The organism is Leptospira mayottensis 200901116 (genome assembly GCF_000306675.2).
In the GTDB taxonomy this organism is placed as follows: Bacteria; Spirochaetota; Leptospiria; order Leptospirales; family Leptospiraceae; genus Leptospira; species Leptospira mayottensis.
Map to the genome: position 1 here is coordinate 223,661 of NZ_CP024872.1, position 23,840 is coordinate 247,500.

The window sequence follows — 23,840 nt, forward strand, 5'->3', positions numbered from 1 at the left end:
TTTTAAGAATCATCTAAGACAGTTTCAACTACACAGAAGATGTTCGAAAAACCCTGGAATTTATCTGGGAAGTATTTAACGTGAATTCGGCGGTTGAAAATGAGAAAGAATTTTCTAAAAGTAAGAGTCCAGTTCCTACAATTTTAGAATTGTTTGTAAAGTCGTGATTTGTGGGTAGTTCCCACATTTTAAAAATAGATTTTTTACAAAGTTCAGATTCCAACTTGTTTCCGAAAAATGAATCATTGGATTCTTACGTCGAAACCTCATGTTATGTTATGATTTAGGAAAATTCTCCAAAAGTTCTTTGTTTTTTAACTTCTGATTTTTAAGCATCTCATAGTTTTCGGTCTTAATCACCTTGAAATTTTGGATAATTTTCATTTTTTCTTTCATGAACTCTTTGAGGGGCTCGACTAATAGTTCTTTACCATTCCAAGTAGCTTGTTCCCCCATCTTAAGATCCAAATCTCCTCCAGAAAAAGAATGAACGACAACTTCTCCTTCGTTTACAAAGACTCCGTCCGGAATATCAGAATCTTCGTTTTTAGGGGCTTTGGTCTTTTCTTCACTGACTACAAATTGAGTCCCACGAACTCCCGCAGTATAAGAGGCGGAGTTCACTTCCAATTCTTCTTTTTTATTGGATTTTTGAACATTCGCAAATAGTTTACCGGAAATCAAAGTAACCTTTGACGTATTTCTGGAACTGTCGGAAAGAAGTTCAGAGATCTCAATTTTTGTAAACGGCGCAAGTCGTATCACGGAGTTTGCACCCAATTGCAAATCCGCTTTTCCTTCTCCGGTTTCTACTTTCGCCGCTTTTGTAAGAATGACGTTTTTCTTAAGCGCTTCCGTTTTACCAGCTTGAAAATACTGAACCTTTCCGGTTACAAAAAGCGCAACTGCAACTTCTTCATCTGCAAAAACGACTTGAGGTAGAAGCATAAGGAAAAAACCGAAAAATAAAACTTTGCAAATCATATCGAGAGAATTTACACAGATTCCTAAAAAAATCTACAATTAATTTCTCAACTTCAATAAGTCGAAAAAATTCAACTTTTATGGTTATTAATTCTTTTTTCAATCACCTGATTCAAAAGATCTGCGAGTTCTTGAAACTCGTCCCCTTTGCGAATTTTAATCTTCCTTGTTAATTCCTCACCCGCCGCCAATTTTCTAAGTTGGTTTTTGATATTATAAATCGGACCAGCCATCTTGTGAGAATAAATCACAGTAAAAATAACGGTCATCCCTAAAAACAAACCGGATAAAAGCAGAATCCCGTTTACCTGAATTGTAAACATATCAAGTTTATGATCGTAATCAGGAAGAAAGATTTCCCTTTCCACGAACTTTTCCCTTTCTACTCCGTTTTGAACTTCGAAACCTTTTTGATAAATTTTAATGGGATCGCTCCTCAATCTAAAAACGACGCCCTTATCAAACTTAGTGAAGTTCAACCAATACAGAAAACCTAAAGTTAGAACTAAGCCAAAAACAATGAGTAAGGAATAATTCAATAAAAATTTGAATTGAAAGTCCCGGTCTACGATGTAGTTGCTGAAAATTCTTTTTTTACCGGGGTCTTCTTGTGCCATTGCCATGCTAGGGTCCTCGAAGACTAAATTTCCCGATTTATCGGCCGACTGTCAAAGAGAATTTACTTTTAGCGGAGCTGAATCACTTCGGAAACTAATTCTCTCTGAATGGCGATTTCTTTTTCAAGCGTTTGAACATACATAACGTTTTCATCCATGTCCACGATAACGCCCTCGATTTCTTTTCCATCGATTAAAATGACTTTTTCCAATCTTTGAAAATCCGTTAGTAATTCTTGTTTACTTGAGTAAGACCGGTTTTTATCCCGAGGAATGTTTTCGATCGGCAATTTTTCGAGCTCAACCTCAAGACGACTTTTTTCGGAATCGCTCAAATGACTTCGAACAAAACCCTTCTGGTTTACGAAAATTCCCTGGTTCGGTTCCAGAATTTGCTCACCTTCCGGCGCAGTTTGTCGAGATTCTGAACGAGCACTAATCGCAACACGCCCTTCTAAAACTTGCACTCGAGTTCCTTCTCTCGGAACGTTTTGAAAGCTGAAACTCGTTCCCCGAACTTCCGCGCTTATGTTTTCGGAACGAACGACAAATTCTTCCTTTTTAAGATTTTTATGGATATGAGCCAATAACTCTCCCTTCTCTAGATCTATTCCGATCTTGTAATGCGTGGAAAGATCGATCACCCGAAAAGAAACTTCAGAATCGGAAAGAACTCTCACTACAATTCCGTCAGACACTTTTAAATTCAGAATAGCCTTGGAACCAGTAATCACTCTCTGGCCTTCTTGAATTCTAACTCCGGGTTTTAAAAGAATTCTGTCCTTGGGGTCAGAAGAAGTGAGATAAGCTTCTCCTTCCACCTGTGAAATCTCGACCCCCCCCCTTTCCACTCGGAGAGAAGGCTGATCATTAAGAATAGAATAATATCCTAATGTAACTGCGAAAAGAAAAATCGCGGCTGATGAAAGCGCTAAAACGAGTTTATTTTTTGCAAAATTAGAGAAAGAAAATATTTTTGAGGAATCAGAACGTGCACGAGTATAGAGAGACTCAAAATCCGATTCTTTGAAAGAATATTCTACCCAAGAATCGCTCAAGCCCTTGGCCAGCCATTCCACAGAAGGACTTAGATCGTTCTGTTTCCCTTGAAATAGAATTTCTTGAATCTTTTCTTCCCTTTTCATTCCCGATTCTTCCATTTTATCTATACTCTTAATCAGGGCTTTAAATTCTTTTTCTCTGCGATTTCGGTCACTTTTGCGGTTGCTTTGACAATTAAACGAGAAACGGTAGAAACCGATATGTTCATAATCTCCGCAATAGTCGCCAGACTGTAATCTTCCATAAACCGAAGAATCAAAGCATATTTCTCGTCCTCTTCAAGCTCATCCAAACAAATCAAAAGCCGTTCTTCTAAATCTTTAAGTTCGGCCTTTCTGACAAAAGAAAGTTTTTGCTCCTGAAAGTCCTGCATCTCAGAATTTCCACTCTCTTTTACCGTGGAAAATTTCCGAGAATAATTGATGGATCTGTTTCGAGCAATCGTATAAAGCAAACGAATCGCTTGTTCTCGATCGATATCCGAATCCGAATATTTCCTAAAAAAATTTAGGAACGTATCTTGCATCAGATCCATCGCGACCTCAGGATTTCCGGAACTATACTTATAGAGGAAATCAAAGATCCTTCCACTGTACTCTCGATAAAGAGCATCCATAAAATCTTTCCGGGAGGTCATTGGAACTAAGTTGAAAATAGGAAACCCAATTTCAAGTAAATTCCTTGGTCGCTTTTGTCTTCTATTTTGAGTTAACAAAATGGCTTTAATTTTTTTTCAGAATCGAGCTTTTTTTCGAAAGAAAATTAGATTATTTCATTTGATTTAATTTCAATCGTAACCAAAAGCCTTGAAACAACGACACAAATGCACTAAAACCGAGAATTTACCTCTTTAAAGGAAACGATCCTTTCGATAAAATAAATAGGATGCATCCGGACTCCACAAGTTTTATTTCAAACAATATAATAAATCCAACACAACGCCAGCATTATAGAAACGGACTTATCAAACTCGGTAAAACGTTTTCTTCATTCTCTGTTGTAATAATTTTGTTATTTGTCGGAGTTTTTCTAGAACCTTCACATTCTGTGTTTTCCCAAAACGTCCCACTCGACGAATCTGCAAATCAACAAAGAAATAAAGAACAAGCCGAAACCAAGCCACTTCTGCGAGTCTTTCCTTCGTATAGAAAGGAAGAATGTGATTGGGCGATTCGCTGGGACATTTGTCTCAGTTGTCTAAAAATCGGAAGAAGATACGCACAAAAAATTCACTTTTATCCATCAAGACCATACCGGGAGCACGGCTGTTATTCGGATGAAGAAGGATTTTTTATCATAGATACCGAATGATTTTAAATTTCGCACAGACGACTTTGGAAAAGAAGTCAATTGGCTATCTCTCTCGTCCAAACCAACAACACGTTTCTCTCAAAAGAATTCAATTTATATTATATTTTTTTAATGGTTTCAAATTTTAAAAAGATAGAAACTTTAAAAAATTCGAATACTATTTTGAGAAAAAGATCGTACATAAAACAGATGCAATCCGCGATAACTTCCCGCGTTTTGTTTTATGTAGGGTTCAGTAATGAACATGTTCAGGTTTTGGGAAAAGCTTTAGGGAACAAAAGCAGAGAAGAAAAAACTCTCCTCCGCTTTTTTAGAAAAATCTTATTTTTTACAAGCCTGAATTGCTGGAATACTTTTTGCGGACTTAAGACAAGTAAGATCAAATTTTCCGGACATACATTCTTTTTGTAATACGGGCACTAAAGTTGCTTTCATAGTCGCAATGTTTGCGGCATCTTCCGATTTTTGCCCCGCAGTCAAATTGGTCAACATTTCGTCCACGATCGGGGCACATTCTTCGGCCGAATATTTCGAACCGGGACACGCTACGGTCAACGAAAGAACAGTGAGAGCACCTAGGGAAATCATGAGAGCTTTTTTCATCTAATATTCCTCTTTTGAGTATTGGGGACCACTTTAGTCCGATCTTGTTCCCTGAAAAGTGATTTTTTGGAGGGGCGAATAGTTATTCCATAATCTACAATTCCTTTTTCTCCCTTAAATTTTAATACTTTGGCGCGGGAATCATAGTGATATTTACCCGCATTGACCAAAACTTCAAATCCATTTTTATAATGTATTTCTGGGATAAAAATTTCTGTTTCCGGAAATATATCTCCTTCTTGTTGAAAGAAATATTTGAATAAGGACTTTTCCATATCGAAAGACAAAGCCACGGGCAATCCTTTCGTCCGAATCGGATACGGACGACTAAACGCCCTCACCGCCCTGCCCCCGTCTTCGTCATACGAAGTAGGTGTGTCCTCGGAATAGATCGATAAATCTTCTTCGTTCCATCTGTCTCCCAAACTGTGAGTATGATCGGGAGTATAATTCCATAATGCAAGATGAACGAAATTCTTTTCCACAGCCTTCATCACTCGATCGAGAGCTTGTTCCAATATTCCGTAATCCTTTTTGTGATACGCAACTCTGTGATTGATATCCATGGGAATTCCGGTTTCTCCGATTACTGTGGGACAATTGCCCATTTTTTTTTCGGACATTTCCCGGATCATTCGAATTGTTTCTTCGTAAGCTTTATCTATATTCTCTTTTCCGAATACAGGTTTTTGTTTGAATACGTGGACCCCGAACCAAGGAAAATAACGTTTGAGCATCAACACGGATATATCGTACCAGTGGGTCGCATTGACTATGGAACCGTAATTTTTCTTAGGGACATCCCTCCATTCCAGTTCTAGTCTCGAAGGATCACTTTCCACAAAGATATGAAAACGACTTTCGGTCTTCTGTACCGCTTCCTTGAACTTCTTGATAAAAGGATGCATAAAATCGGAATAGAATTCGTATTTTTTTCCATTCTTTTTATAAAAATATTCCGGCTTTAACATCATCGGCGCACCGTTTGGATCGTAATCCCAGACCCTGTGATTTCTCCAAACACACTGATATCCCTGTTTCCAAAGAGAAACTCCCCCGCCGTTCAATCGCACTTTACCCCAAGGAAAACTCCAGAATCCGAGCATATAGGCTTGTTCCGTAGAAACAGTACGTCCTTCGGAAAGATACATCTCCTTAAACGGAGAAGTTTTTATCACTTTTCCAAATCCGAACCCTTCGAACTCTCCCAAGTTCCTTTTACCGATCCATCCGGGAGAAGGTTCATTCAAGGTATCAAATCCTATTACGTTTTTATACTTTTTAAGCTTACGTACTATTTTGAGTACGGAATCAATGTAGCGATCTTGTAAAAAATCTTGCGCATTCTTTCCATCAATTCTAGTGTTGGGCGCAAACTCTTTTCCTCCAAAAAATAAGGAGAACATCGTCCCACAAATGTATTTTTGATAATTGAGAGGCCAGGACATTCTTCTATAATGTCTTCCTTGGTAATGATGGACGATTGCGGTTTCCGAACCTTGAATCTTGGAAATATCCATTCCTAACTCTTCCAAAGTCCAACCGGGGGCGCCGTCTCCTCCCGTAAACCGGGACCATACATCCTGATGCGGATCGATAAAAAGATAAAAACCTTTTTGACTGGCAAGCGAAACCATTCTTTCGACGTAGTCTATATATTCGGTATCGTACTTTCCGGGACCTTTATGTTCAATCGCTTCCCACGTTATGAGAAACCGTAAGAAATTGAATCCCCATTTCCTCAATCTATCAAAATGTTCTGAAGCTCGATGCTCTTCCAAAGGTCTTCCGACAAAAGATACGTTTCTATGATTCAAAAATGTAAGAGTTTGATCAAAATGTGTGGTTCCGTCGGGTTTGGAGGGAAGTTTCGCAGAGCCGGAAAGATTGACTCCACGTAGTTGATAAATCGTTCCGTCTTTACTTGCGAAGTGCCCGTTTTTAACGAATAATTCTTCCATAATATCCCTCGAATTGAATTCGATCGAATTCTCTTTTTTATTGCTTCGCTTTGTTGATGAAGAAGACATTCTTCGCTTTCTTTGCTTTGCGAAGAGCCAATCGCAAACTCAATCCTGCTCCCAACGGGTCGCGAGATAATGCTCCGCTGCTCTTTGGCAATCTCGCTTCCTATGGGGCGCTCGATTCCCCGAATTGAATTCTTGCGTCCTCGTATCCTCGACCGATCAAATAATCGGCTTGGACTTGAGAGAAATTTAGGATACTTCCAAATCCCAAAGAGGTTCTAGGACCGATCGTTCTTATCTTTAGTTCAGGCCGGGTCGCGCTCGGAATGGACAAGAGAGAAGTGAACTTGGATTTTTTTCCCTTTTTCTTTTTTTTTTCGAAGTTTAAATTGGACATCACAGTTTGATACGAACCAATAAGAGACAATTCGAACACTCTTTCTAAACCTTCCCTTCTTGTCTTCGGTAAACCCATATCGACTCCTCCAACGGGAGAAAGTAATACTACGACAATGTCAGTTGCCCCCCGTTCCAAAACAGGAAGGATCGGTGTGTTTGCCATTACTCCTCCGTCCCAATGAGGTCTTCCGTCCACGTATTGCCAAGGAAAGAACATGGGGATCGCCGAAGAAGCCATAACGTGTTCTATATCAATTTCTTTATTTCTAAAAAACACGAGTTCCGCAGTGAGAATGTTGACCGCGGTAATGATAATTTCAGTCGGGTTTTTTCTAAGTTTGCGAAAATCCAAATAAGAATAAAGTAAGTTCTTGAGAGGCGTCGTATCAGTTAGAGGAGAATAACTTTTTACAAAGATGTCTACTAGATCGTTCCAGATAGAATAGCGCATCACTTTTTTGGCTTCGATGGATTTCCAAAGTTTCGTTATCTCGGCGGCATTCATTCCACAACCCATCGCGGTCGCGGTGATCGCTCCTACGGAAGTACCACAGATGATATCCGGTTTGAATTGAATCTCCTCCAGATAACGAAGAACCCCCGCTTGATAAGCACCTCGGGCTCCTCCTCCGGATAGAATAAGGGCACGCTTCATTCTACCTGAATCTCAAGAGGGCGAAAAAAAGAGAAGAATTTTCGGTTTGTTCAAAGAAACTCAATAGGAAAGATTTCTCAAAAGAGGAACCTCCTGAGCGACTGCATCGTTTCATCGGCATCTATCTGCCGAGATCGGAAGCTCAAGAATGACCAGTTCTTGAAACTCAGAAAGGTCAGCGGTCTGATTGGATTGCAATGCCCCGACTACGGCTGTATTGCAAGTAAAACCCGGGCTATTGCTCAGCCACCTCACAGGTCAATTGTTTGTAACAACTATCATTCACTAGACCACCTCCTTTTCGTGTGGCTGCAAAATATTTTGTCTCATGAAAATGTCAAGAACAGACTGATTTTTTAGAGTCAATTTTCAAACCAAGAATTCCTCTCATAAGTACGAAGTGGGAGTAACCATACCACATTCTAAGTGATTTCAGATTTCCGAAAGGTCTGTTCGTCATGCCCGTATAAATCCTCACATATAGGAGTTAGGCGAGCAATCTCTAAAAGCATACGTTGAAATCGAATCATTCAGTTTATTGCACGTTCAAGAAACCGCTTTAACCCTTGAGATCAGTAGAATCGTGATTACATTAAATCCCATCGCCAGATATCCCGCCACCTCGTAGTTCTGGTAGGGAGAAGTCGGGCTTGCGGTAACAAGAATACTTCCTCCAATCGTAGCCCCGAGTCCGGAAGCGAGATTTTGCAAAGCCGAGATCACCGTCATAAAACGTCCTCGATCACTCGGTTCTGTCGCAGATGTTATCAAGGCCAAAGCAGGGATCCACCTTCCCGATACGATTACCATAAAAACGGTCGTGAGAATCAGAACATTCACAAGCGAAGTCTGTCCGAGATTGGTCATGATAAAAATCGGAATAAAAGATAAGGGAACTAGAATATAGAATACCTTGTGTTTTCCGATCTTATCCGAAACGATTCCGATCACTCTGGAAGAAAAGAATGTGACAAGTCCGCCGAAAAAATAAATCCAAGGAATGTTTTCCTTAGGGATCCCCACATTTCTTTCCATATAAGGCGCAATAAACGGAATTACAGTAAAACCGCCGAGAATCACGAACATAATAAGCATATAAGAAGCCATATACTTCCTATATGTAAGAATCCGAAAAAAATTCCGGACCGGATTGGCTCCCGCAAATTGAAATGGAGGAATACTCGGAAGATGATAATTCATCAAAACCAAAATCGGAAGACTCAAAAAGACAATCCCGGCAAAAGACATATTCCATCCATAATACTCCGCCACTTTGAGTCCCAAGGGAATTCCAATCACAGAAGCAACGGAAAAAGCCCCCATGATCGCACCAGTCGCCCTTCCCCTGCGATCCATCGTAATCACATCCCCTACAATCGCAAAGATGACAGAACCCAATATCCCTCCGAATGCACCGGAAACAATTCTCGCAATCAAAAGAAAAAAGTACGAATTTGCAACCGCACAGCAAGTGGTTCCCACAATAAAACCAGAGTACAAAAAAATTGCCGCAGACTTCCGGTTAAAACGATCAATAAAAAGTACACCTACAATTCCAGCAATAAACGCACTGTAGGTATATGCGGAAATGAGCAAGGAAAATTCTCTCGGATTGATATGAAACGATTCCTGAAAATAAGTTCCCAGCGGCATCATAATTACAAAATCAAGAATATGAGTAAATTGAACGGCAGCCAACACGAAGATCAGCATCGTTTCGGATTTGACGTGAATGTTATGGGCAGAACGAAAAGACATATAGATCATTTTGCAAAATGTCGATTTTCTTGTAGATAGAAAAACGTGAAAAATGGATTGAATACCCTATTTCTTCTCTAAAGAATTCCTTATGAAAGATAAATTTATTTCCGCAAATTCTGCCCTTTCTTGGGTCAAATCGGATCAAAGGGTTTTCGTTCATAGCGTTGCCGCCGCACCCGCGCTTCTCATCGACGCTTTGACCGCCCGCGCAAACGAACTGTCCAATGTGGAAATCATTCACCTTCACACCGAAGGAAAAGCTCCTTATGCGGAGCCAGGTATGGAAGGAAAATTCTTTACAAACTCGCTTTTTGTCGCGGCTAATACTCGTAAGGCCGTCGAGGAAGGAAGAGGCGATTATATTCCAATTTTCTTAAGTGAATGTCCTTCTCTGTTTCGAAACGGAATTCTTCCTTTAGACGTCGCACTCATACAAGTCTCTCCTCCCGACCGACACGGCTTTTGTTCTTTGGGAGTTTCGGTAGATATCAGTAAGGCCGCGGTGGAAACCGCAAAGATCGTAATCGCCCAGGTAAATGAGAACATGCCGCGGACTCACGGAGATGGGATCATCCATATCCATCGTATCCATTCCTTTGTGGAAGGAAACCTTCCTTTACACGAACACGTTTCTGAAAAACCTTCCGACGTGGAACTCAAGATCGGTAAGAACGTAGCCTCCCTGGTGGAGGACGGAGCAACTTTGCAATTGGGAATCGGCGCCATTCCCAATGCAGTCCTAACGTGTCTGTCTTCTCATAAGAATTTGGGAATCCATACTGAAATGTTTTCGGACGGCGTGATGGAACTTGTTCAAAAGGGAATCATTAACGGTATTTATAAGAAAAAACATTCCGGCAAAATAGTTTCCGGTTTTGTAATGGGAACCGCCAAATTGTACGATTTTATAGACGATAATCCGGAAGTTGCTATGCTCGACATCGGTTATATCAACGATCCTCACGTAATTCGTCAAAACCCGAAAGTAACAGCGATCAACTCCGCCATCGAAGTGGACTTAACGGGACAAGTTTGCGCGGATTCGATCGGAACCAAACAGTATTCCGGAGTCGGCGGTCAAATGGATTTTATTCGAGGAGCTTCGCTTTCCGAAAGGGGAAAACCAATCATCGCACTTCCTTCCATCACTTCCAAAGGAGAGTCAAGAATCGTTTCCATATTAAAATCGGGAGCGGACGTCGTTACAACCCGAGCACACGTTCATTACATCGTTACCGAATACGGGATTGCAAATCTTTACGGAAAAAATTTAAGACAAAGAGCAAAGGCACTGATCGAAATTGCACATCCCAATCATAGGGAAAAACTTGAAAAAGAAGCTTTAGATCGATTTAAATTTTTTTAATACGATATTACGTTTCTTTGCAAACGAAACGATTTGGAAATTACGATAGAACAAGAGGATCCGAAAAAGCATTAGATTATAATGATTTTTTATTATCCTTTTGTAGTAAGAGCGTGTCTTAAAAATCTTAAAAGAAATCCGTTACAATCATTCAATGAGTTCGTAATAAAATATAGACGTTCCCACGAATACGTCCCTTTGATAGTTTACGAGCTCAAGCATTTTATAACTGTTAAGTTCTCGTAGAGGAGGCTCCGATATTCCGAGGTTTTTAAGACAGGCTTTAAAATCCCTACAATAAATGGAATGCCCGGTCTTGTCTTTTGAAACATTCTCGGATCTTACTACTCAGTCGTATCAGTAGGATTTACTACCCATTCCTATAAAAGTAAGCGCCTAAATGCCGACTCGCTTCCAATAACTTTCAAAACTATCCGTATTTGATTTCAATTTTCCTAAAATAGATTTTGCCCTCTTAACCAATGAACTTGGATCCCTGGCCGAAAATTGGTCCCTTTCTCTTCCAGCATATTCTCCCATCTCTTAGGCTAATAGATTAAGTCAGCCAATATGAAATACCGAAATAGGTAACTTTCACATTTCAGATTCGCAAACATAGAGTTCAGACTTATCCGATAAAAAAGCTCAAAACTCCCGAAATAGTCGATAAGATAAAAACTTACATATCATCCCAAAAACTGTCTGAACGCTCCGTTAATTTTCACAAATTAAAATGGGGGATTTTTAAGATAAGTTACAATTATAGAATCGTTTGACGAAAGGAGCTTTTTCTTTTTAGTTTGATTTTAAAACCTGGTTGCGATGAAATTCGAGAAAAATAAAATCTATGAAGGAATTTTTCTTTCGGACGTCCATTACCTTCTGAATAAGAAGATAAAATCCCACAAACACAAGGAACTATTCCAGTTTTTGGATTATCTAAAAAAGAAAAACGTTCGTTTTAAGAATATTTATCTCGTGGGAGATATCATAGAAAATTGGTTTTTCAGCGCCGCACGCAAACTCAAAAAAAGTAAGAAAAAATTCAACAAACTCTTCGATAGATTAGATTCCTTATCCGCGTTAAACGGAAACAAAATCTACATCGTGGGAAATCACGATTCAACTTCCTATCTCATGAACCTCCCTCCCAAAATCGAAAGATATCTTCGGGAAAAAAATTGGAAGATTTGTAAAAAAATCGAAAACGAAACGTTGATCGTGGTTCACGGACACCAGGGACAATACAATCGTTTCACTTGGATAGGTTCGATTTTTATATTACGTTTTCTACATGCGATTGCCTTATTCCTTCCAAATCTGTTCCGTTTTTCGGAAGCCTTTTACCAAAAACATTTAAACCGACAAGACCCCACCACTACGGAAGAAATTCTTAAATACTACGAACGTCTTTCCAGAATCACACATCAAAGCGACAGAGTTCTTATTTCCGGGCATACACACGATTTTCTTTGCATTCCTCATTTAAAAATTATCAATACGGGTGACTGGGTAAAGAGCAATAGTTTCGTACTACAAGACGACTTCCGTTTTATCGGAGCCAAAATGAATAAACGTGGAGAATTCTCGAAAGAATTTATCTACAAACACCAATAAGAATCCTTCCTTCAGTAAAAATATTTCTTGCGGAACGTTTTCAAAAGGTGCAAAATTGCTGGATGCAAATTCCCGACTATTCTACTATCTTGCAGTTTATTTCGGAAAATCCTTGGTCTTCTTCGTTTTATGCGATCGGAACTTACACTATCATAGCGTTTCTGCACGACATCTTTCAGCGAAGACACGCGATCAAACATAACTTCCCTCTTGTAGGAAGACTCCGTTACCTTTTTGAAATGATCGGTCCTGAACTACGTCAGTACTGGGTTGCTAATGATAAAGAGGAGATGCCTTTTAGTAGAGCAGAACGTTCTTGGGTTTACGCGACCGCAAAAAAACAAAATAACAACTTCGGTTTCGGAACCACTGAACTTTTGTACGAAGCCGGTTATCCGATCATCAAACACAGCGCATTTCCATTTCCCGAATCCAAAGTAAAACATCTCAAAAACGATACTTCCATGATTCCCTGCCTCAAGGTCATCGGAGAATTTCATAATCGTAAAAAACCGTTTCGTCCTCCTTCCGTGGTGAACATTTCCGCGATGTCGTACGGATCTCTCGGTAAAAACGCGGTCTCCGCTCTCAACAAGGGAGCGATGATGGCACACTGTTATCAAAATACGGGGGAAGGTGGAATCAGCCCCTATCACAAGTTAGGTGGCGATATCGTTTGGCAGATCGGAACCGGATATTTTGGGACAAGAGACGAAAAAGGAAATTTCTCCCTGGATTTGTTCGGTCAAAAAATTCAAGAAAATCCTCAAGTAAGGATGATAGAAATCAAACTTTCCCAAGGCGCCAAACCCGGCAAGGGAGGAATTCTTCCCGGAAAAAAAGTGACCCAACAGATCGCGAGCATCAGGGGAGTTCCCTTAGGACGAGATTGTGTTTCACCTAACGCACATTCCGAATTCGGAACCGTAAACGAACTGATCGACTTTATCGAAAGACTTCACTCCGCGAGCGGACTTCCGGTCGGGATCAAAAGTGCAATTGGCGAAATTCATTTTTGGAACGAACTCGCGGAAAGAATGAAACAAACCGGCAAGGGTCCGGACTTTATCACGATCGACGGAGGAGAAGGTGGAACAGGAGCGGCTCCGTTAGCCTTTGCAGATCACGTTTCTCTTCCTTTCAAGGTCGGGTTTGCGAGAGTTTATCAAGTCTTTCAGAAAGAAAAACTCTCCGAAAGAATGGCTTGGGTCGGAAGTGGTAAATTAGGATTTCCTGATAGAGCTATCGTAGCGTTCGCGATGGGTTGTGACCTCATCAACATAGCCAGGGAAGCAATGATGTCCATCGGTTGTATCCAAGCCCAACGTTGCCATACAGATCACTGCCCCACGGGAGTCGCGACTCAAAACCGTTGGTTACAAGCCGGTCTCGATATAGAACTCAAAGCGGAACGGAACGCGAACTATATCAAAGGACTTCGAAGGGAAGTTCTTTCGGTTACACACGCTGCCGGATACGAACACCCGCTTCAATTCAGAGGAAGCGACATTGAAATCAGCGCGGGGTTGAATATTTTTAAACCACTTGAAACGATTTTAGGCTATGAAAGGGATTATGTTCATTTTACGAAAATGTTGGATTATACTGATCATACTTACTTGGAAGAATATATGCAGGGAAAGTCTTCCGAATGATCTCAATTTTTTGGATCTAAATTTAGATTATTCTAATTTTATAATAATTAACTTGAATTCGATATAAGAAAGTTTGGGTGAATCCTTGCAAACTTCATAACTAAAATGGCTCGCGAGTACGTTTGAACTTAATGTTTCTTCCTACGAATCGAAATATAATATTCCAATTCCTTTGAAATTTCTACTACAATCGTTTTCGCATTTGTTATGCCGAATTCACGTTAATTAACTAGAAAGATATTCCGCTTTTTACGTGTTAGGCTGCTTCTTTTCGAGGGTAAATCGTTGCTCACTCTTAGAAATTGCGAAATTTCTCAATACAGAATCAATTCAAAATATGGTTAGTTTGTCAAAGTGGTTGAATTATTCAGGATTTATTTTTATTTGGCTACGATTTTTCAAAATTAATTTTTAAGGAAAATAAAATGGAAACTGAAAAAAACACGAGTTTAGAAAAACAAGATTCTTCGAATGTGGAAGCGGTGGGTAAACTAACCTGTACAGTAAACTTAGATGGTTTACCGAGTAATTGGTCAGTTGAAGTGATTAGTTTTACCCCAGTGATTCCTTCGGGAAACAACGGTTGGTACGCTATCAATAACGGCCCCACTCTCCCTTATACACTTCAAGCCGATGGTCAGCTGGTTTCCTGTATTTTGAGTTCTACTAACGTTACCGATAGCGGAGAGGGACCCTATGGGGTTTATGTATTCCAGGTGACAAACGAGAAAGGATATACGAGCGACGGTACTTTACAACTTGGCTCTAGCCAATGGGGTGCGGTCCAAAGACCGGATCAAATATATCTGACTTTCGATTTTTTAAACGATTCGAACCCGGCGCAAACGATTTTAATGCCGGTGCCTACTCTGTTGACTCCGGATCCATTTTCTCTCGGTTTTGGAGAAGACGACGGCGGTGAAGACATCGTTATGGTCGGCGCTTCTAACCAGACGGTCACGACATTGGTCGTGGCTCAAATTATCCAAGGGTTGATAACTGTGCACACGACGTTGCTAAGTTGGATATGGAGAAACATATAAACGACGCTCGAATTCTTTTCCTCTTGCCACGTAGGTTTTTAGAAAAAAACCTGTGTGAAACTCCAATGCGCAAGTTTTCTTTTATGAACGCAATTGAAGAAACCGGAGAAGTTTTAATAAAACCGGTTTCCTTTTTTAAGGATCTTTCTAAAGCTCCCGAAGAATCCCTGATTTCCTTATATCTTCGTTGTTTAGTTTACATGGGTTTTTTATACGCGGCTGCAGTAATCAGCATGACTTTACTCATTCCGAATGGATTCCCTAGTCCATCCCTGGCTTTTTTATTTTTTGAAATGCCTACGGCGTATTTGTTCGCGAGTCTTATTATTTTTCCTATTTTAGGTTTTCTTTATATGTTTTTCTCTTGGATCTGCGGAGGAAATACCGGTTGGAAACAAAACCTCAGGGCCAGCACCGCTGTTTTAAGCGTGTCTTGGGCGATACTATTTCTGCAAAGCTTCGGCGGTTTGATTCACATTTATCTGGGAATGTGGATCGGAATCGCTTTTACCATATACGTTCCGTTTTTATTTTTTCTTGCTTTGACTTCTTATCTAAAAGCTCCCGTAAAAAGAACCGTGATTGTACTTTCCCTATTTACGATCGTACTTTTGTATCTTCAATACTCAAGGATGGATTCATACATGAAAGATTATAAAATCATCGAAAACATGAATTCCCAAAGATCCCCTACAAGAGAAAAAGAAATACAAGTAGAACGGGAAGCGACGGAAATCATCCGACAGGCAATGGAAAAAGCGAAAGCCGAAGAACAAAGGTAACAAAAGAGAATTTTTTCCGGAACACAATTATAACGAACGTAAGGCGTCGACGGATTAGGAATTATCATGACAGATGTCACAGCCATTTATAAAGCGAAAGCCCTCTTTCGAGATTAAAATTCGAATAGGAAAATCGCGGCCGGAGTTTTCAACCAGAGAGGATATGATTTATAGAGTATCCGAAACACACTTACGTTTTTTCCGGCGTAGTTATAAAAACTGAATACGCCTTACCTTTTCTTCGTAGCACTTGAGCAGCAAAGATTTCAAAAACTTTCGACATTTTCGTCAGATTTGCGTCGGGAATTCTTTCAATTTATTCAAAGTAAACGAAGTTTTGGCAAGTCAGAAGCCGATTCTCCGTGTCTTAAGGTATAACGTTCCGTTCGTTTGCTTCGTCTATTATAGTACAGAAAAAATGAATTTAATCACAAGCGTTTTCAAGACCGGTCCTGGGGGGCACGTCCCGGGAATCTCCTATACATGAAAGGCCCCCGTAAAAAACTGGCTTATCAGCTATACTTGAGGGTTTTTCTATGAAACGCACCGAACTGGAAAGAAGAGAAAGAGACCTCCGCAAGGCAGAAAAAAAGGTTCAACTTCAAGAAAAGAGGCTCGCCTCTGGAAAAGGAAATAGTGTAGGAGTTTATATCGACGAGTTGTCGGCACTCTTTCGCTACGACGCGACAGAAATTTTCAATACCGGGGATGACATCGCGATCTTGGAACTTTTAGAAGACATTCAGGCAAATCTTCCCATAAAACAATGGGAAAACGTACTTCGTAAAGCGATCAAAAAGACCGGAGTTCAGGAAAAAGAAAAAGCCTACAACGAACTCAAAGAATTGATGAACGAAGAAGAAGCCGAAGAAGAAATCGGAGCCTAAACTCCGATTTTTTCCGACTTAATCTTGATCTTGTCACCGCACTCTCTCAAAGAATTTCTCATCAACTTTTTTATATTTATAACATTACACGGGAAGGTATTTACAATTGAATCTTATAAGATTCCTTTACGAGGAAGCAAATGTATTTCGTCCGGATAAACAGTATCCGGTAAGATAGAAAGTGTCGCGAGCCATTTCCCGAAATCGTCAACCGGAATCATATCCTCCTGCTCGAATCCTTCTCTACCTCTCCAAATTTCCGTATACACCGCACCTGGATAAACGGTGATAACCCGAATTCCTTTCGATTTCAATTCTTCTCGGAGAGCTTTTGCAAAACCTGCAATGGCATGTCGGCTTGCACAATAAGCCGTAGAATTCGAAAAACCCTGATATCCCGCAGTCGAAGAAAGATAACACAAAAATGAACCCGGTTTTAGAAGAGGAAGTATTTCTTTTGTAAGCAAAAAAAGGGAATTCAGATTGAGAACAAAATGTGCATTCCATTCTTCTAATGCAATTTGTCCTACGGGCTTGAATAAGCCGCTTCCAAAAGTAAAATAAACTCCTGCTAAGGAAAAAGTCCGTTTTTTCAAGGCCGTAACAAATTCAAGGACCTCCGATTGTCTAGAAAGATTACACTGAAAGTTTCTTCCAGACGGGAAGTCATTGCTCAGTTTCCAAACCTCCCCCGTCCTCGAAACTCCGATCGCGGATTGATCCAATAGATTCAGATTTTCTAATACGGACTTTCCAATTCCTGAACCGGCTCCGGCAACGAGTATTAGATTGTTTTCTTTTTCTGAAGACAAAATCAATCCTCTCTATTACAAAAATGTAGTTGGATAAACCGGGAATTCCGCAAAATACACTTCCTGACGATCAGACTCCGAAATATTATTTTCTGTAGTAGGGAGATTCTTTTTTCCTTCCAGATTAGACAAATTTCCTGAGGATATCATATATTTGAGTATAAAATCAGTCGCTTCCAAGTTTCGATTTGCTTGAACTGTATCCTTTCCCCATACTGTAATCCCGTGTTTTTCGATGATGCAGAACGGAATAACAGATTTATATTTTTTCAGATAACTTTCAAGGCAGTCTGAAATATCCTGTACATTCGGAAAATTGTAGATCACAGGAACATAAACCTTAGGGTTTTCTTCCCAAATTCCGTACGCTTTCAGAATTTCAATCGCGGGAAGTTCCAAAAGAGCAACCGGTCGATGCTGGGAAGTGTTCGTACGAATCAGATTAGATTCCAGAGTATGGACGTGCAACCCACAACCAATATCGCCTAACGCACGATAAACGGCCCTATGGATCGAAGTTTCGGCGCTAGGCTTGAGTCCTTTTTCCGCCTTGGTATTTTTCGAAGCGGAAAGTTGACCCGATTCCAGATCGACGTATAAAAAATTACGTTTGTTTAATGTGTTCTTATCCAGACCACTTCCGCTCACCCAGAAGCCGGATTCACCTAAGATTCGGACGGAAAGATTACCGGCGGTTCCTGGCATCCATCCGTTCTTATGGTAAGTAGCCCCCAATGCAGAGAGCCTTTCCAGTTGTTTTTTGACGGACATATTAGTCCAAGGAATTGGTCTCTTCCACGTAGTTCGGCACCCAACCGCTCATATCCTGAAAGTAACGAACCGCTTTGATTCTTTTTTTATCGTCCAAATAAAACCAATGATTCGTGTTTCTTGGAACGGAGATAAAATCGTTTTTTACGACATGAACAAGAAACTTCTCGCCTTTCAATACAAAACCGAAAACGCCGGAACCATCCACGATATATCTCACCTCCTCGTCGGTGTGATAGTGAACTCGGTCGAATTTAGCAAGCATGTCGTTTAATCCCGCAATGTTCGGATGTAATACGATCAGGTCTCTAGATTGGTAACCTTCCTTTTCTTTGAGAGTTTCGAAACGATCATCCAGTTTTTTTAAAAGTTCCTCTTTTTCGACATCGGCAAGCACTTCCTTATCTGTCAAATTCACTGCGTTAGACGGCACTTTCCAGTGATCGTAATCAATTCCTCTTTCTTTAAGAAAGGATTTTACTTCGCTCGTTTCCTCTATCGGCGCCAAACCTTTTTGTCGTACTATAGTTGCCATAAAAATCTCCGCAGCCTGTTATCTACTGACCCTTTCCACGTAAGTGAGATCCCGCAGGTCTATTTTAATGATATCCCCCTGCTTTACGAATATTGGGACGTTGATTTCTCCTCCGGTCTCCACGGTAACTCTTTTTTGAGCCGTACCGGACGTGTCTCCTTTGAGACCTTCTTCGGCGTAAGTCACTTCAAGAATGGAAAAGTTCGGGGGAATCACTCCGATCGGTTTTCCTTCGTAGAAAGTAACCTCCATTGGAGTTTCCTCTTTTAAAAAAGGAAGAATGTCTTCCACATATTCTTTAGACACCGGCATTTGTTCGAAATCGTTGGAATCCATGAAGATGATATCGTCCCCTTCGGTGTAGCAGATGGTCATATTTCGTTTTTCTAATTCGACGCTCTCTAATTTTTCCGCCGCTTTGAAAGTACGCTCAATCGAACTGCTTTTGGTAAGACTTTTAAGCTTCGTTCTGATAAAAGCCGAACCTTTACCCGGGTTTACAAATTCAGTTTTAACGACCGAGTAAAGATCTCCTTCTACTTTGAGAACCATACCTTTTTTTACTTCTGTGATACCAAGAATCATGGATTTTCCTAAAATAATTTGCCCCTTTCTATTTCTTTTGAAACGGGCCCCCTGTCAAGAAAAAGACACCCAGAACGACGACCCGTAGGAGCCCGTTCTGTTGAGTTCTTCGAACGGCCTGAATGCCGATCCGATCCATAAAGAGACATTCACGCAATCCGTAAAGAGCGTTTCATTGAATTCAAGGAGTGAGCAATAGACGCATGAAAAGAACGCTGTAATAAGTTTGTTTCAAAATTTAGAATGTTAGATCTTCTTCAAAAAAACCAACAATTCTGGATTCGCCTCAATTTTGTGAGCGCTTCTATATCTTTGCAAAAACCGTCCGTTAATTTTTGATACTATTTTCATGCGTCCGAGTAGTAGGTGCCTCATTCTCTTCATGTATCTTGGACGTAAGACGGCAACGGCGTATGAATTTGTAATAATTCAATCCCGAATTGTAATGGACTTTTTTTATACGGGAAACAGTATCCCGGGCAACTTTTCATAGGAACGTAAAAACAAGCGTATGAAATTCAAGTTTATGATTTTTATCACAATCGTCGGCATGCTTGCCGGAAATTGTAAGCCAAAAGAAACGATCACGGTCACCGGTTCGGAGACGATGCACGTAATGCTTCAGATGATCGGTTTGGAATATTCACGCAAGAAATCGGAATTTCAAGTGGTGGTTCACGGCGGAGGATCGATCGAAGGAATCGAAAAATTATTTCAAGACAAAACGGACATTGCCGCAGCCAGTAGGCCTCTTACAGAAGCGGAGCTCAAGGAATTCAATTCCAAAGGTAAGTTCGAATCACTTGTGGTCGCCTATGACGGAATTGCAATCATTGTTCATCCATCCAATCCGATTCGCAGAATCAGCTTGGAAGAGGCGTCTAAAATTTTTGCGGGAGAAATCACGGACTGGTCCAAGATAGGGGGTAAACCCGGAAAGATAGACGTATTGATTCGAAACGACAAATCCGGAACCGCGGCCTACTTTGAAACTCACGTTCTCAAACAAAAAGATTTAGGGATTAAAAACTTCGAGACAAGAAAGAATTTGGTATATTCCAAAACCGCTAAAATCGTAGCGGACAATGACGCAATGACTGTGGCAATTGATTCCAACCCGAATGCGATCGGATTTATGGGAATGGGAAGCGCTCTCTTTGAAAACAAAGGCAGAGTACGCGCTTTAGAATATTCTCTTTCTGGAAAAGGTCCTTTCGTGATTCCTAACATCGAAAACGTGTATAACAGAAAGTATGAACTCTCCAGAGGACTCTATTTGTTCTATCTTTCCGATCACGGACAAAAGATAGATAATTTCATCACCTACGTTACAAGTGAAGAAGGACAGAAGACGGTTCTCAAAAGCGGGTATTTAAGAGGAACCCTTCCGACCGTAGAAGTCGAAGTCAAAAAATAGACAAGCAAAAAGAACTATTCGCTAATCCCACAACAAAGTATGGAAAATCCCTATGTGACTTTCTATTCGCTAAAAGATATATAATTGACTCCTCGAACGACGATAGGAGGATTTTAGTAGAGCCAAATCCGGAGTCAATTCTTCATGTCCAGTTCCACTTTTTATCCATCTTTATCCGATTTAGAAACTTCTTCGGAGTGGTTACATTGGAAATGGCAGATTCAAAATAGAATCAAAACACAAACGCAGTTATCCGAACATCTTGAACTTACTGAAAAAGAGACTCTCTCCTTCGAAGCTTGTTCCGAGTTTTTCGAATTTTCCGTTACGCCCTATTATTTAAATCTCGCAGATACAAAAGATCCGAACTGTCCGATCCGGCTCCAGATTGTTCCACATCAGGAAGAATTGATCCGAAACGGTTTTGAAAGACAGGATCCTCTTGCGGAAGAAATCTACATGCCTGTGAAAGGAGTTACACACAGATATCCAGATCGTGCACTTTGGTATCTATCGCATGTATGTGCGGTTTATTGCAGATTCTGCACCCGCAAAAGAAAGGTCAGTAAATCCTTACACACACCCGGCAGGGAAGAATGGGATCAGGCTCTGATTTATTTTCGATCACATAAAGAAATCAAGGAAGTGATTCTTTCCGGAGGAGATCCTCTTAATCTTTCCGATGAAAAATTGGATTATCTCCTGCGAGAATTAAAATCCATTTCGCATATCAATCAAGTGAGAATTCATTCCAGATATCCAGTTACACTTCCGATGAGAATCGATTCTTCGCTATGTTCCGTTCTTAAAAAACATTTCCCGATATATTTGGTCACCCATTTCAATCACCCAAAAGAGATCACCCCTCTCGTTCAGGAAAGAATTTCCCTTTTGATCCAAGAAGGGAATGCGATAGTTCTGAACCAAAGCGTCCTTTTAAAAGGAATCAACGATTCAGCTGAAACGTTAAAGGAACTCTTCTATGGATTAACCGCTATCGGAATCAAACCTTATTATCTACATCAGTGCGACGAGGTTTTGGGAAGCGGAGATTTTCGAGTCGAAATTGAAAGAGGAGTCGAAATTATGAAACAGATCCGAGGAAGAATTTCCGGTTTATCGGTTCCACTATATGTAGTGGATTTAACCGGAGGTGGAGGTAAGGTCCCGCTTCCAACTTTTTATCTGACGGAAAAAACGGATCGTTCTTACGTCTTTCGAAATTATCAGGACGAACTTTATGAAATCAGTTATTAAACTCAAGGACGGTCCCATTGTTTTAAAACTTTTCCCCGAAATCGTTCTATGTTTGGCATTTGGATTTCTTACCATCTGCAAAACTCCGGAAAGTAAAAAAGCGGCATCTTCAATCGAAACTCCGAGATACCTCAGACTCAACTATGACGTGGTTTATGACACTTCCGAAGGAGTCACCCTTTACGAATCCGGTAGATTGTTTGCGAGGGGATTGTTCTACGATTTTACGATCCATACTTCAGCGAGCAAATTCGAAAGAATCAAGGCTTCCTCTTATACGGAAGACAACCAGATCGATTTCAAACACATCCTCACCGCCGAGGAATTAAATTCACTTAAAAACAAACAATATCAATATTTTTCCATGCCAAACGACTCAAGGGCCAGCGTTTTAACCGGAATTCATAACGGACATTGTTATATTCGCTGGGAATGGCAAAAAGAGTCCTTTATTTTCGTCTTTGAAACGGATGTTAGAAACGATTCCGGAGAAAATCCGACTTCTCTTGGAAAGGAATTTCATGAAAATATTCGTAAAGGACTAAGAATTTTTTAGTCTTCTTGACCAATTCTGTACAAATCCATATCCTATCCTTTGCAAGGATCTGGTATGTGGTTGAAACTGGGAGATTCTGAAATCATCAACCTGGATTATATATCCACGATCAAGAAAAATCCCTCTTCTAATTCAATCGAGATCATCTACAACGATCTGAATCATATCAAATCCCTACCGTTTCGGAATTCGGAAGAAAGAGATCGGGCTTATGACGCGATTCTTGAGAATCTTTCGAGAATGAAATTATTTTTTGAATAAGAGAGGGAAGATGGAGTCGATCAAACAAAATCTGCAAACCGTGTTTTCCCTAAAACCCTTCGAGATCCTTTTTTACGGATCTAGGCAAAGGGGAGATTTTCGGAATTCGTCTGATTTCAATTTTTTTCTTTTAGCCGATCCGAGTGATCAGTTAAAGAGCACTTTTTTGAGAGAAATCAATGCCATCCTAAGTCCCCTGGAAGAAATCGCTCCCGTCCAGTTAGTCACCGCGGATACGGATTCTTTTTTCGCAAGACTTCGCGTTTTCGAACCTTCCGCCGTTCATATTTGCGAGTTAGGCGAACCCTTTTACGGAAAAGAATCCTTTCCTTCCTTAACGAGGGAATGGGCAAAACTCAAAGGTCTTGCTATAGATCCCATCGCCGCCGGAAAACATTTGAAAAAAAGATATCGTTTCTACAAAAGTATCTCTTCGAGAAACACCAAAGAAGAGATTATGAGAATGGAAAGACTCGTGGCTCTTTATCTTCAAAGTTGGATTTTCCACGAAATCGAAGACATTAGTTGGATTGAAGTTGTTCACTCGGATATTCCTGCAAGACTAATCGCGATGGTGCGCGGACTCTATCGTAAAGAAGCGACGGAAAACATTCTGGAAATTTTGAATTTATATGAAGAAATTCTAAAATTGAAAACGGAAATTCGTAACCATCAAAATCCATTTTCCGCGGAAAAGTTTCAGGTTCTTAAAGATACGATCCGTTTCGAAGAAAAAGAAATTAAAATTCTCAAGTTAAATTATTAGGATTGAAGAATGAAGTCTCCATTTCCGAATCAAAGATTCGCCGAGACCTACATACAAACGGATCGATTGAAAACAAATTTTTACGATCGAATCAAGACAAATGTTAGTAAGATATAACGAACAATCCGTAAAGTGAATACGATGCTCACGAACAACCATAGTCTCTGTTTC

Annotated in this window: 25 protein-coding genes and 1 pseudogene (1 of these 26 cut by a window edge); 13 read left to right on the plus strand and 13 right to left on the minus strand. The window is 40.3% G+C overall.

Annotation, left to right across the window (positions count from 1 at the left end; translation table 11 throughout):
* Positions 1–276: 276 nt before the first annotated feature.
* The 4 genes from LEP1GSC190_RS18585 to LEP1GSC190_RS18600 form a co-directional block, all read right to left on the minus strand.
* On the minus strand, positions 277–984 hold the full coding sequence (locus LEP1GSC190_RS18585; protein ID WP_002749586.1) for a FecR family protein: 708 nt from the start codon (positions 982–984) through the stop codon (positions 277–279).
* A gap of 71 nt (positions 985–1,055) precedes the next feature.
* Positions 1,056–1,607, minus strand: coding sequence for a HAMP domain-containing protein (locus LEP1GSC190_RS18590; RefSeq protein WP_002749220.1), 552 nt, complete (start codon positions 1,605–1,607; stop codon positions 1,056–1,058).
* 62 nt (positions 1,608–1,669) lie between these two features.
* Complete coding sequence (locus tag LEP1GSC190_RS18595) at positions 1,670–2,761, minus strand: FecR family protein (protein ID WP_002749382.1); 1,092 nt, start codon at positions 2,759–2,761, stop codon at positions 1,670–1,672.
* A gap of 17 nt (positions 2,762–2,778) precedes the next feature.
* Positions 2,779–3,279: an RNA polymerase sigma factor gene (locus LEP1GSC190_RS18600; protein WP_002749527.1), complete on the minus strand. Its 501-nt coding sequence runs from the start codon at positions 3,277–3,279 to the stop codon at positions 2,779–2,781.
* Positions 3,280–3,548: 269 nt separating this feature from the next.
* On the opposite strand from LEP1GSC190_RS18600, the gene LEP1GSC190_RS18605 reads away from it, so the two are divergent.
* Positions 3,549–3,974, plus strand: a complete 426-nt coding sequence (locus LEP1GSC190_RS18605) for a hypothetical protein (RefSeq protein WP_002749306.1) — start codon at positions 3,549–3,551, stop codon at positions 3,972–3,974.
* A gap of 321 nt (positions 3,975–4,295) precedes the next feature.
* Here LEP1GSC190_RS18605 and LEP1GSC190_RS18610 read toward each other — a convergent pair whose 3' ends face one another.
* The 4 genes from LEP1GSC190_RS18610 to LEP1GSC190_RS18630 all read right to left on the minus strand — a co-directional run bounded on the left by LEP1GSC190_RS18610 (position 4,296) and on the right by LEP1GSC190_RS18630 (position 9,356).
* Positions 4,296–4,577 carry a TIGR04454 family lipoprotein gene (locus tag LEP1GSC190_RS18610; RefSeq protein ID WP_002755747.1) on the minus strand — a complete coding sequence of 94 codons (282 nt, stop codon included), beginning with the start codon at positions 4,575–4,577 and terminating at the stop codon, positions 4,296–4,298.
* Complete coding sequence (locus LEP1GSC190_RS18615) at positions 4,574–6,538, minus strand: glycoside hydrolase family 5 protein (protein WP_036048622.1); 1,965 nt, start codon at positions 6,536–6,538, stop codon at positions 4,574–4,576. The genes LEP1GSC190_RS18610 and LEP1GSC190_RS18615 overlap by 4 nt, the downstream gene beginning before the upstream one ends.
* Before the next feature lie 169 nt (positions 6,539–6,707).
* Positions 6,708–7,598 (minus strand): patatin-like phospholipase family protein, encoded by an 891-nt coding sequence (locus LEP1GSC190_RS18625; protein WP_002749263.1) that lies wholly within the window; start codon positions 7,596–7,598, stop codon positions 6,708–6,710.
* A 546-nt stretch (positions 7,599–8,144) separates the two neighbouring features.
* Positions 8,145–9,356 carry an MFS transporter gene (locus LEP1GSC190_RS18630; RefSeq protein ID WP_161601974.1) on the minus strand — a complete coding sequence of 404 codons (1,212 nt, stop codon included), beginning with the start codon at positions 9,354–9,356 and terminating at the stop codon, positions 8,145–8,147.
* 91 nt (positions 9,357–9,447) lie between these two features.
* Here LEP1GSC190_RS18630 and LEP1GSC190_RS18635 point away from each other — a divergent pair, with 91 nt between their 5' ends.
* The 7 genes and pseudogenes from LEP1GSC190_RS18635 to LEP1GSC190_RS18665 all read left to right on the plus strand — a co-directional run bounded on the left by LEP1GSC190_RS18635 (position 9,448) and on the right by LEP1GSC190_RS18665 (position 16,709).
* A complete protein-coding gene (locus LEP1GSC190_RS18635; protein ID WP_002749384.1) occupies positions 9,448–10,725 on the plus strand; it encodes an acetyl-CoA hydrolase/transferase family protein in 1,278 nt (425 codons plus the stop codon).
* Between the two features lie 822 nt (positions 10,726–11,547).
* A complete protein-coding gene (locus tag LEP1GSC190_RS18645; RefSeq protein WP_002749498.1) occupies positions 11,548–12,342 on the plus strand; it encodes a UDP-2,3-diacylglucosamine diphosphatase in 795 nt (264 codons plus the stop codon).
* A 62-nt stretch (positions 12,343–12,404) separates the two neighbouring features.
* On the plus strand, positions 12,405–13,997 hold the full coding sequence (locus LEP1GSC190_RS18650) for an FMN-binding glutamate synthase family protein (protein WP_002749490.1): 1,593 nt from the start codon (positions 12,405–12,407) through the stop codon (positions 13,995–13,997).
* A 425-nt stretch (positions 13,998–14,422) separates the two neighbouring features.
* A complete protein-coding gene (locus LEP1GSC190_RS18655) occupies positions 14,423–15,040 on the plus strand; it encodes a hypothetical protein (RefSeq protein WP_002749642.1) in 618 nt (205 codons plus the stop codon).
* 65 nt (positions 15,041–15,105) lie between these two features.
* The gene (locus LEP1GSC190_RS18660; RefSeq protein WP_002749241.1) at positions 15,106–15,822 is read left to right on the plus strand and encodes a Yip1 family protein; all 717 of its coding nucleotides are present in this window, start codon (positions 15,106–15,108) and stop codon (positions 15,820–15,822) included.
* 1 nt (position 15,823) lies between these two features.
* A pseudogene (locus LEP1GSC190_RS21265) lies at positions 15,824–15,993 on the plus strand (thioesterase); the annotation flags it as partial.
* A gap of 365 nt (positions 15,994–16,358) precedes the next feature.
* On the plus strand, positions 16,359–16,709 hold the full coding sequence (locus tag LEP1GSC190_RS18665) for an LB_289 family protein (protein ID WP_002749394.1): 351 nt from the start codon (positions 16,359–16,361) through the stop codon (positions 16,707–16,709).
* A 113-nt stretch (positions 16,710–16,822) separates the two neighbouring features.
* On the opposite strand, the gene LEP1GSC190_RS18670 is transcribed toward LEP1GSC190_RS18665, so the two are convergent.
* Genes LEP1GSC190_RS18670 through efp form a run of 4 tightly spaced genes read right to left on the minus strand, consistent with a single transcriptional unit; the run spans position 16,823 to position 19,412 of the window.
* The gene (locus LEP1GSC190_RS18670) at positions 16,823–17,521 is read right to left on the minus strand and encodes an SDR family oxidoreductase (protein WP_002749313.1); all 699 of its coding nucleotides are present in this window, start codon (positions 17,519–17,521) and stop codon (positions 16,823–16,825) included.
* Positions 17,522–17,536: 15 nt separating this feature from the next.
* Entirely contained in the window at positions 17,537–18,292 is a 756-nt protein-coding gene (gene mtnB / locus LEP1GSC190_RS18675) for a methylthioribulose 1-phosphate dehydratase (protein ID WP_002749667.1), read from the minus strand.
* A 1-nt stretch (position 18,293) separates the two neighbouring features.
* Positions 18,294–18,827, minus strand: coding sequence for a 1,2-dihydroxy-3-keto-5-methylthiopentene dioxygenase (locus tag LEP1GSC190_RS18680; protein WP_002749503.1), 534 nt, complete (start codon positions 18,825–18,827; stop codon positions 18,294–18,296).
* Positions 18,828–18,845: 18 nt separating this feature from the next.
* Positions 18,846–19,412, minus strand: a complete 567-nt coding sequence (gene efp, locus LEP1GSC190_RS18685; protein ID WP_002749297.1) for an elongation factor P — start codon at positions 19,410–19,412, stop codon at positions 18,846–18,848.
* 511 nt (positions 19,413–19,923) lie between these two features.
* Here efp and LEP1GSC190_RS18690 point away from each other — a divergent pair.
* From LEP1GSC190_RS18690 to LEP1GSC190_RS18710, 5 genes are all read left to right on the plus strand, one after another.
* A complete protein-coding gene (locus LEP1GSC190_RS18690; RefSeq protein WP_002764103.1) occupies positions 19,924–20,829 on the plus strand; it encodes a phosphate ABC transporter substrate-binding protein in 906 nt (301 codons plus the stop codon).
* Positions 20,830–20,973: 144 nt separating this feature from the next.
* On the plus strand, positions 20,974–22,086 hold the full coding sequence (locus LEP1GSC190_RS18695; protein ID WP_002749369.1) for a KamA family radical SAM protein: 1,113 nt from the start codon (positions 20,974–20,976) through the stop codon (positions 22,084–22,086).
* Positions 22,070–22,642, plus strand: coding sequence for a hypothetical protein (locus LEP1GSC190_RS18700; protein WP_002749223.1), 573 nt, complete (start codon positions 22,070–22,072; stop codon positions 22,640–22,642). Before LEP1GSC190_RS18695 ends, LEP1GSC190_RS18700 begins: the two co-directional genes overlap by 17 nt.
* A 54-nt stretch (positions 22,643–22,696) precedes the next feature.
* Complete coding sequence (locus LEP1GSC190_RS18705) at positions 22,697–22,903, plus strand: hypothetical protein (RefSeq protein WP_002725390.1); 207 nt, start codon at positions 22,697–22,699, stop codon at positions 22,901–22,903.
* Positions 22,904–22,913: 10 nt separating this feature from the next.
* Positions 22,914–23,669: a hypothetical protein gene (locus LEP1GSC190_RS18710; protein ID WP_002764079.1), complete on the plus strand. Its 756-nt coding sequence runs from the start codon at positions 22,914–22,916 to the stop codon at positions 23,667–23,669.
* An 80-nt stretch (positions 23,670–23,749) separates the two neighbouring features.
* Here LEP1GSC190_RS18710 and LEP1GSC190_RS18715 read toward each other — a convergent pair whose 3' ends face one another.
* A protein-coding gene (locus LEP1GSC190_RS18715; protein WP_002749550.1) for a YqaA family protein crosses the window boundary here: on the minus strand, positions 23,750–23,840 show its final stretch. Its footprint extends 368 nt past the window's final position; 91 of the gene's 459 nt are visible here — the last part of the coding sequence; its start codon lies beyond the right edge, outside the window; the stop codon is at positions 23,750–23,752.

What these genes read in the sequence shown, in the direction of transcription:
- LEP1GSC190_RS18585 (WP_002749586.1), bottom strand. Translation starts at nt 984, where the DNA reads ATGATTTGCAAAGTTTTATTTTTCGGTTTTTTCCTTATGCTTCTACCT.
- LEP1GSC190_RS18590 (WP_002749220.1), bottom strand. Translation starts at nt 1,607, where the DNA reads ATGGCAATGGCACAAGAAGACCCCGGTAAAAAAAGAATTTTCAGCAAC.
- LEP1GSC190_RS18595 (WP_002749382.1), bottom strand. Translation starts at nt 2,761, where the DNA reads ATGGAAGAATCGGGAATGAAAAGGGAAGAAAAGATTCAAGAAATTCTA.
- LEP1GSC190_RS18600 (WP_002749527.1), bottom strand. Translation starts at nt 3,279, where the DNA reads ATGGATGCTCTTTATCGAGAGTACAGTGGAAGGATCTTTGATTTCCTC.
- LEP1GSC190_RS18605 (WP_002749306.1), top strand. Translation starts at nt 3,549, where the DNA reads ATGCATCCGGACTCCACAAGTTTTATTTCAAACAATATAATAAATCCA.
- LEP1GSC190_RS18610 (WP_002755747.1), bottom strand. Translation starts at nt 4,577, where the DNA reads ATGAAAAAAGCTCTCATGATTTCCCTAGGTGCTCTCACTGTTCTTTCG.
- LEP1GSC190_RS18615 (WP_036048622.1), bottom strand. Translation starts at nt 6,538, where the DNA reads ATGGAAGAATTATTCGTTAAAAACGGGCACTTCGCAAGTAAAGACGGA.
- LEP1GSC190_RS18625 (WP_002749263.1), bottom strand. Translation starts at nt 7,598, where the DNA reads ATGAAGCGTGCCCTTATTCTATCCGGAGGAGGAGCCCGAGGTGCTTAT.
- LEP1GSC190_RS18630 (WP_161601974.1), bottom strand. Translation starts at nt 9,356, where the DNA reads ATGTCTTTTCGTTCTGCCCATAACATTCACGTCAAATCCGAAACGATG.
- LEP1GSC190_RS18635 (WP_002749384.1), top strand. Translation starts at nt 9,448, where the DNA reads ATGAAAGATAAATTTATTTCCGCAAATTCTGCCCTTTCTTGGGTCAAA.
- LEP1GSC190_RS18645 (WP_002749498.1), top strand. Translation starts at nt 11,548, where the DNA reads ATGAAATTCGAGAAAAATAAAATCTATGAAGGAATTTTTCTTTCGGAC.
- LEP1GSC190_RS18650 (WP_002749490.1), top strand. Translation starts at nt 12,405, where the DNA reads ATGCAAATTCCCGACTATTCTACTATCTTGCAGTTTATTTCGGAAAAT.
- LEP1GSC190_RS18655 (WP_002749642.1), top strand. Translation starts at nt 14,423, where the DNA reads ATGGAAACTGAAAAAAACACGAGTTTAGAAAAACAAGATTCTTCGAAT.
- LEP1GSC190_RS18660 (WP_002749241.1), top strand. Translation starts at nt 15,106, where the DNA reads ATGCGCAAGTTTTCTTTTATGAACGCAATTGAAGAAACCGGAGAAGTT.
- LEP1GSC190_RS18665 (WP_002749394.1), top strand. Translation starts at nt 16,359, where the DNA reads ATGAAACGCACCGAACTGGAAAGAAGAGAAAGAGACCTCCGCAAGGCA.
- mtnB (WP_002749667.1), bottom strand. Translation starts at nt 18,292, where the DNA reads ATGTCCGTCAAAAAACAACTGGAAAGGCTCTCTGCATTGGGGGCTACT.
- LEP1GSC190_RS18680 (WP_002749503.1), bottom strand. Translation starts at nt 18,827, where the DNA reads ATGGCAACTATAGTACGACAAAAAGGTTTGGCGCCGATAGAGGAAACG.
- efp (WP_002749297.1), bottom strand. Translation starts at nt 19,412, where the DNA reads ATGATTCTTGGTATCACAGAAGTAAAAAAAGGTATGGTTCTCAAAGTA.
- LEP1GSC190_RS18690 (WP_002764103.1), top strand. Translation starts at nt 19,924, where the DNA reads ATGAAATTCAAGTTTATGATTTTTATCACAATCGTCGGCATGCTTGCC.
- LEP1GSC190_RS18695 (WP_002749369.1), top strand. Translation starts at nt 20,974, where the DNA reads ATGTCCAGTTCCACTTTTTATCCATCTTTATCCGATTTAGAAACTTCT.
- LEP1GSC190_RS18700 (WP_002749223.1), top strand. Translation starts at nt 22,070, where the DNA reads ATGAAATCAGTTATTAAACTCAAGGACGGTCCCATTGTTTTAAAACTT.
- LEP1GSC190_RS18705 (WP_002725390.1), top strand. Translation starts at nt 22,697, where the DNA reads ATGTGGTTGAAACTGGGAGATTCTGAAATCATCAACCTGGATTATATA.
- LEP1GSC190_RS18710 (WP_002764079.1), top strand. Translation starts at nt 22,914, where the DNA reads ATGGAGTCGATCAAACAAAATCTGCAAACCGTGTTTTCCCTAAAACCC.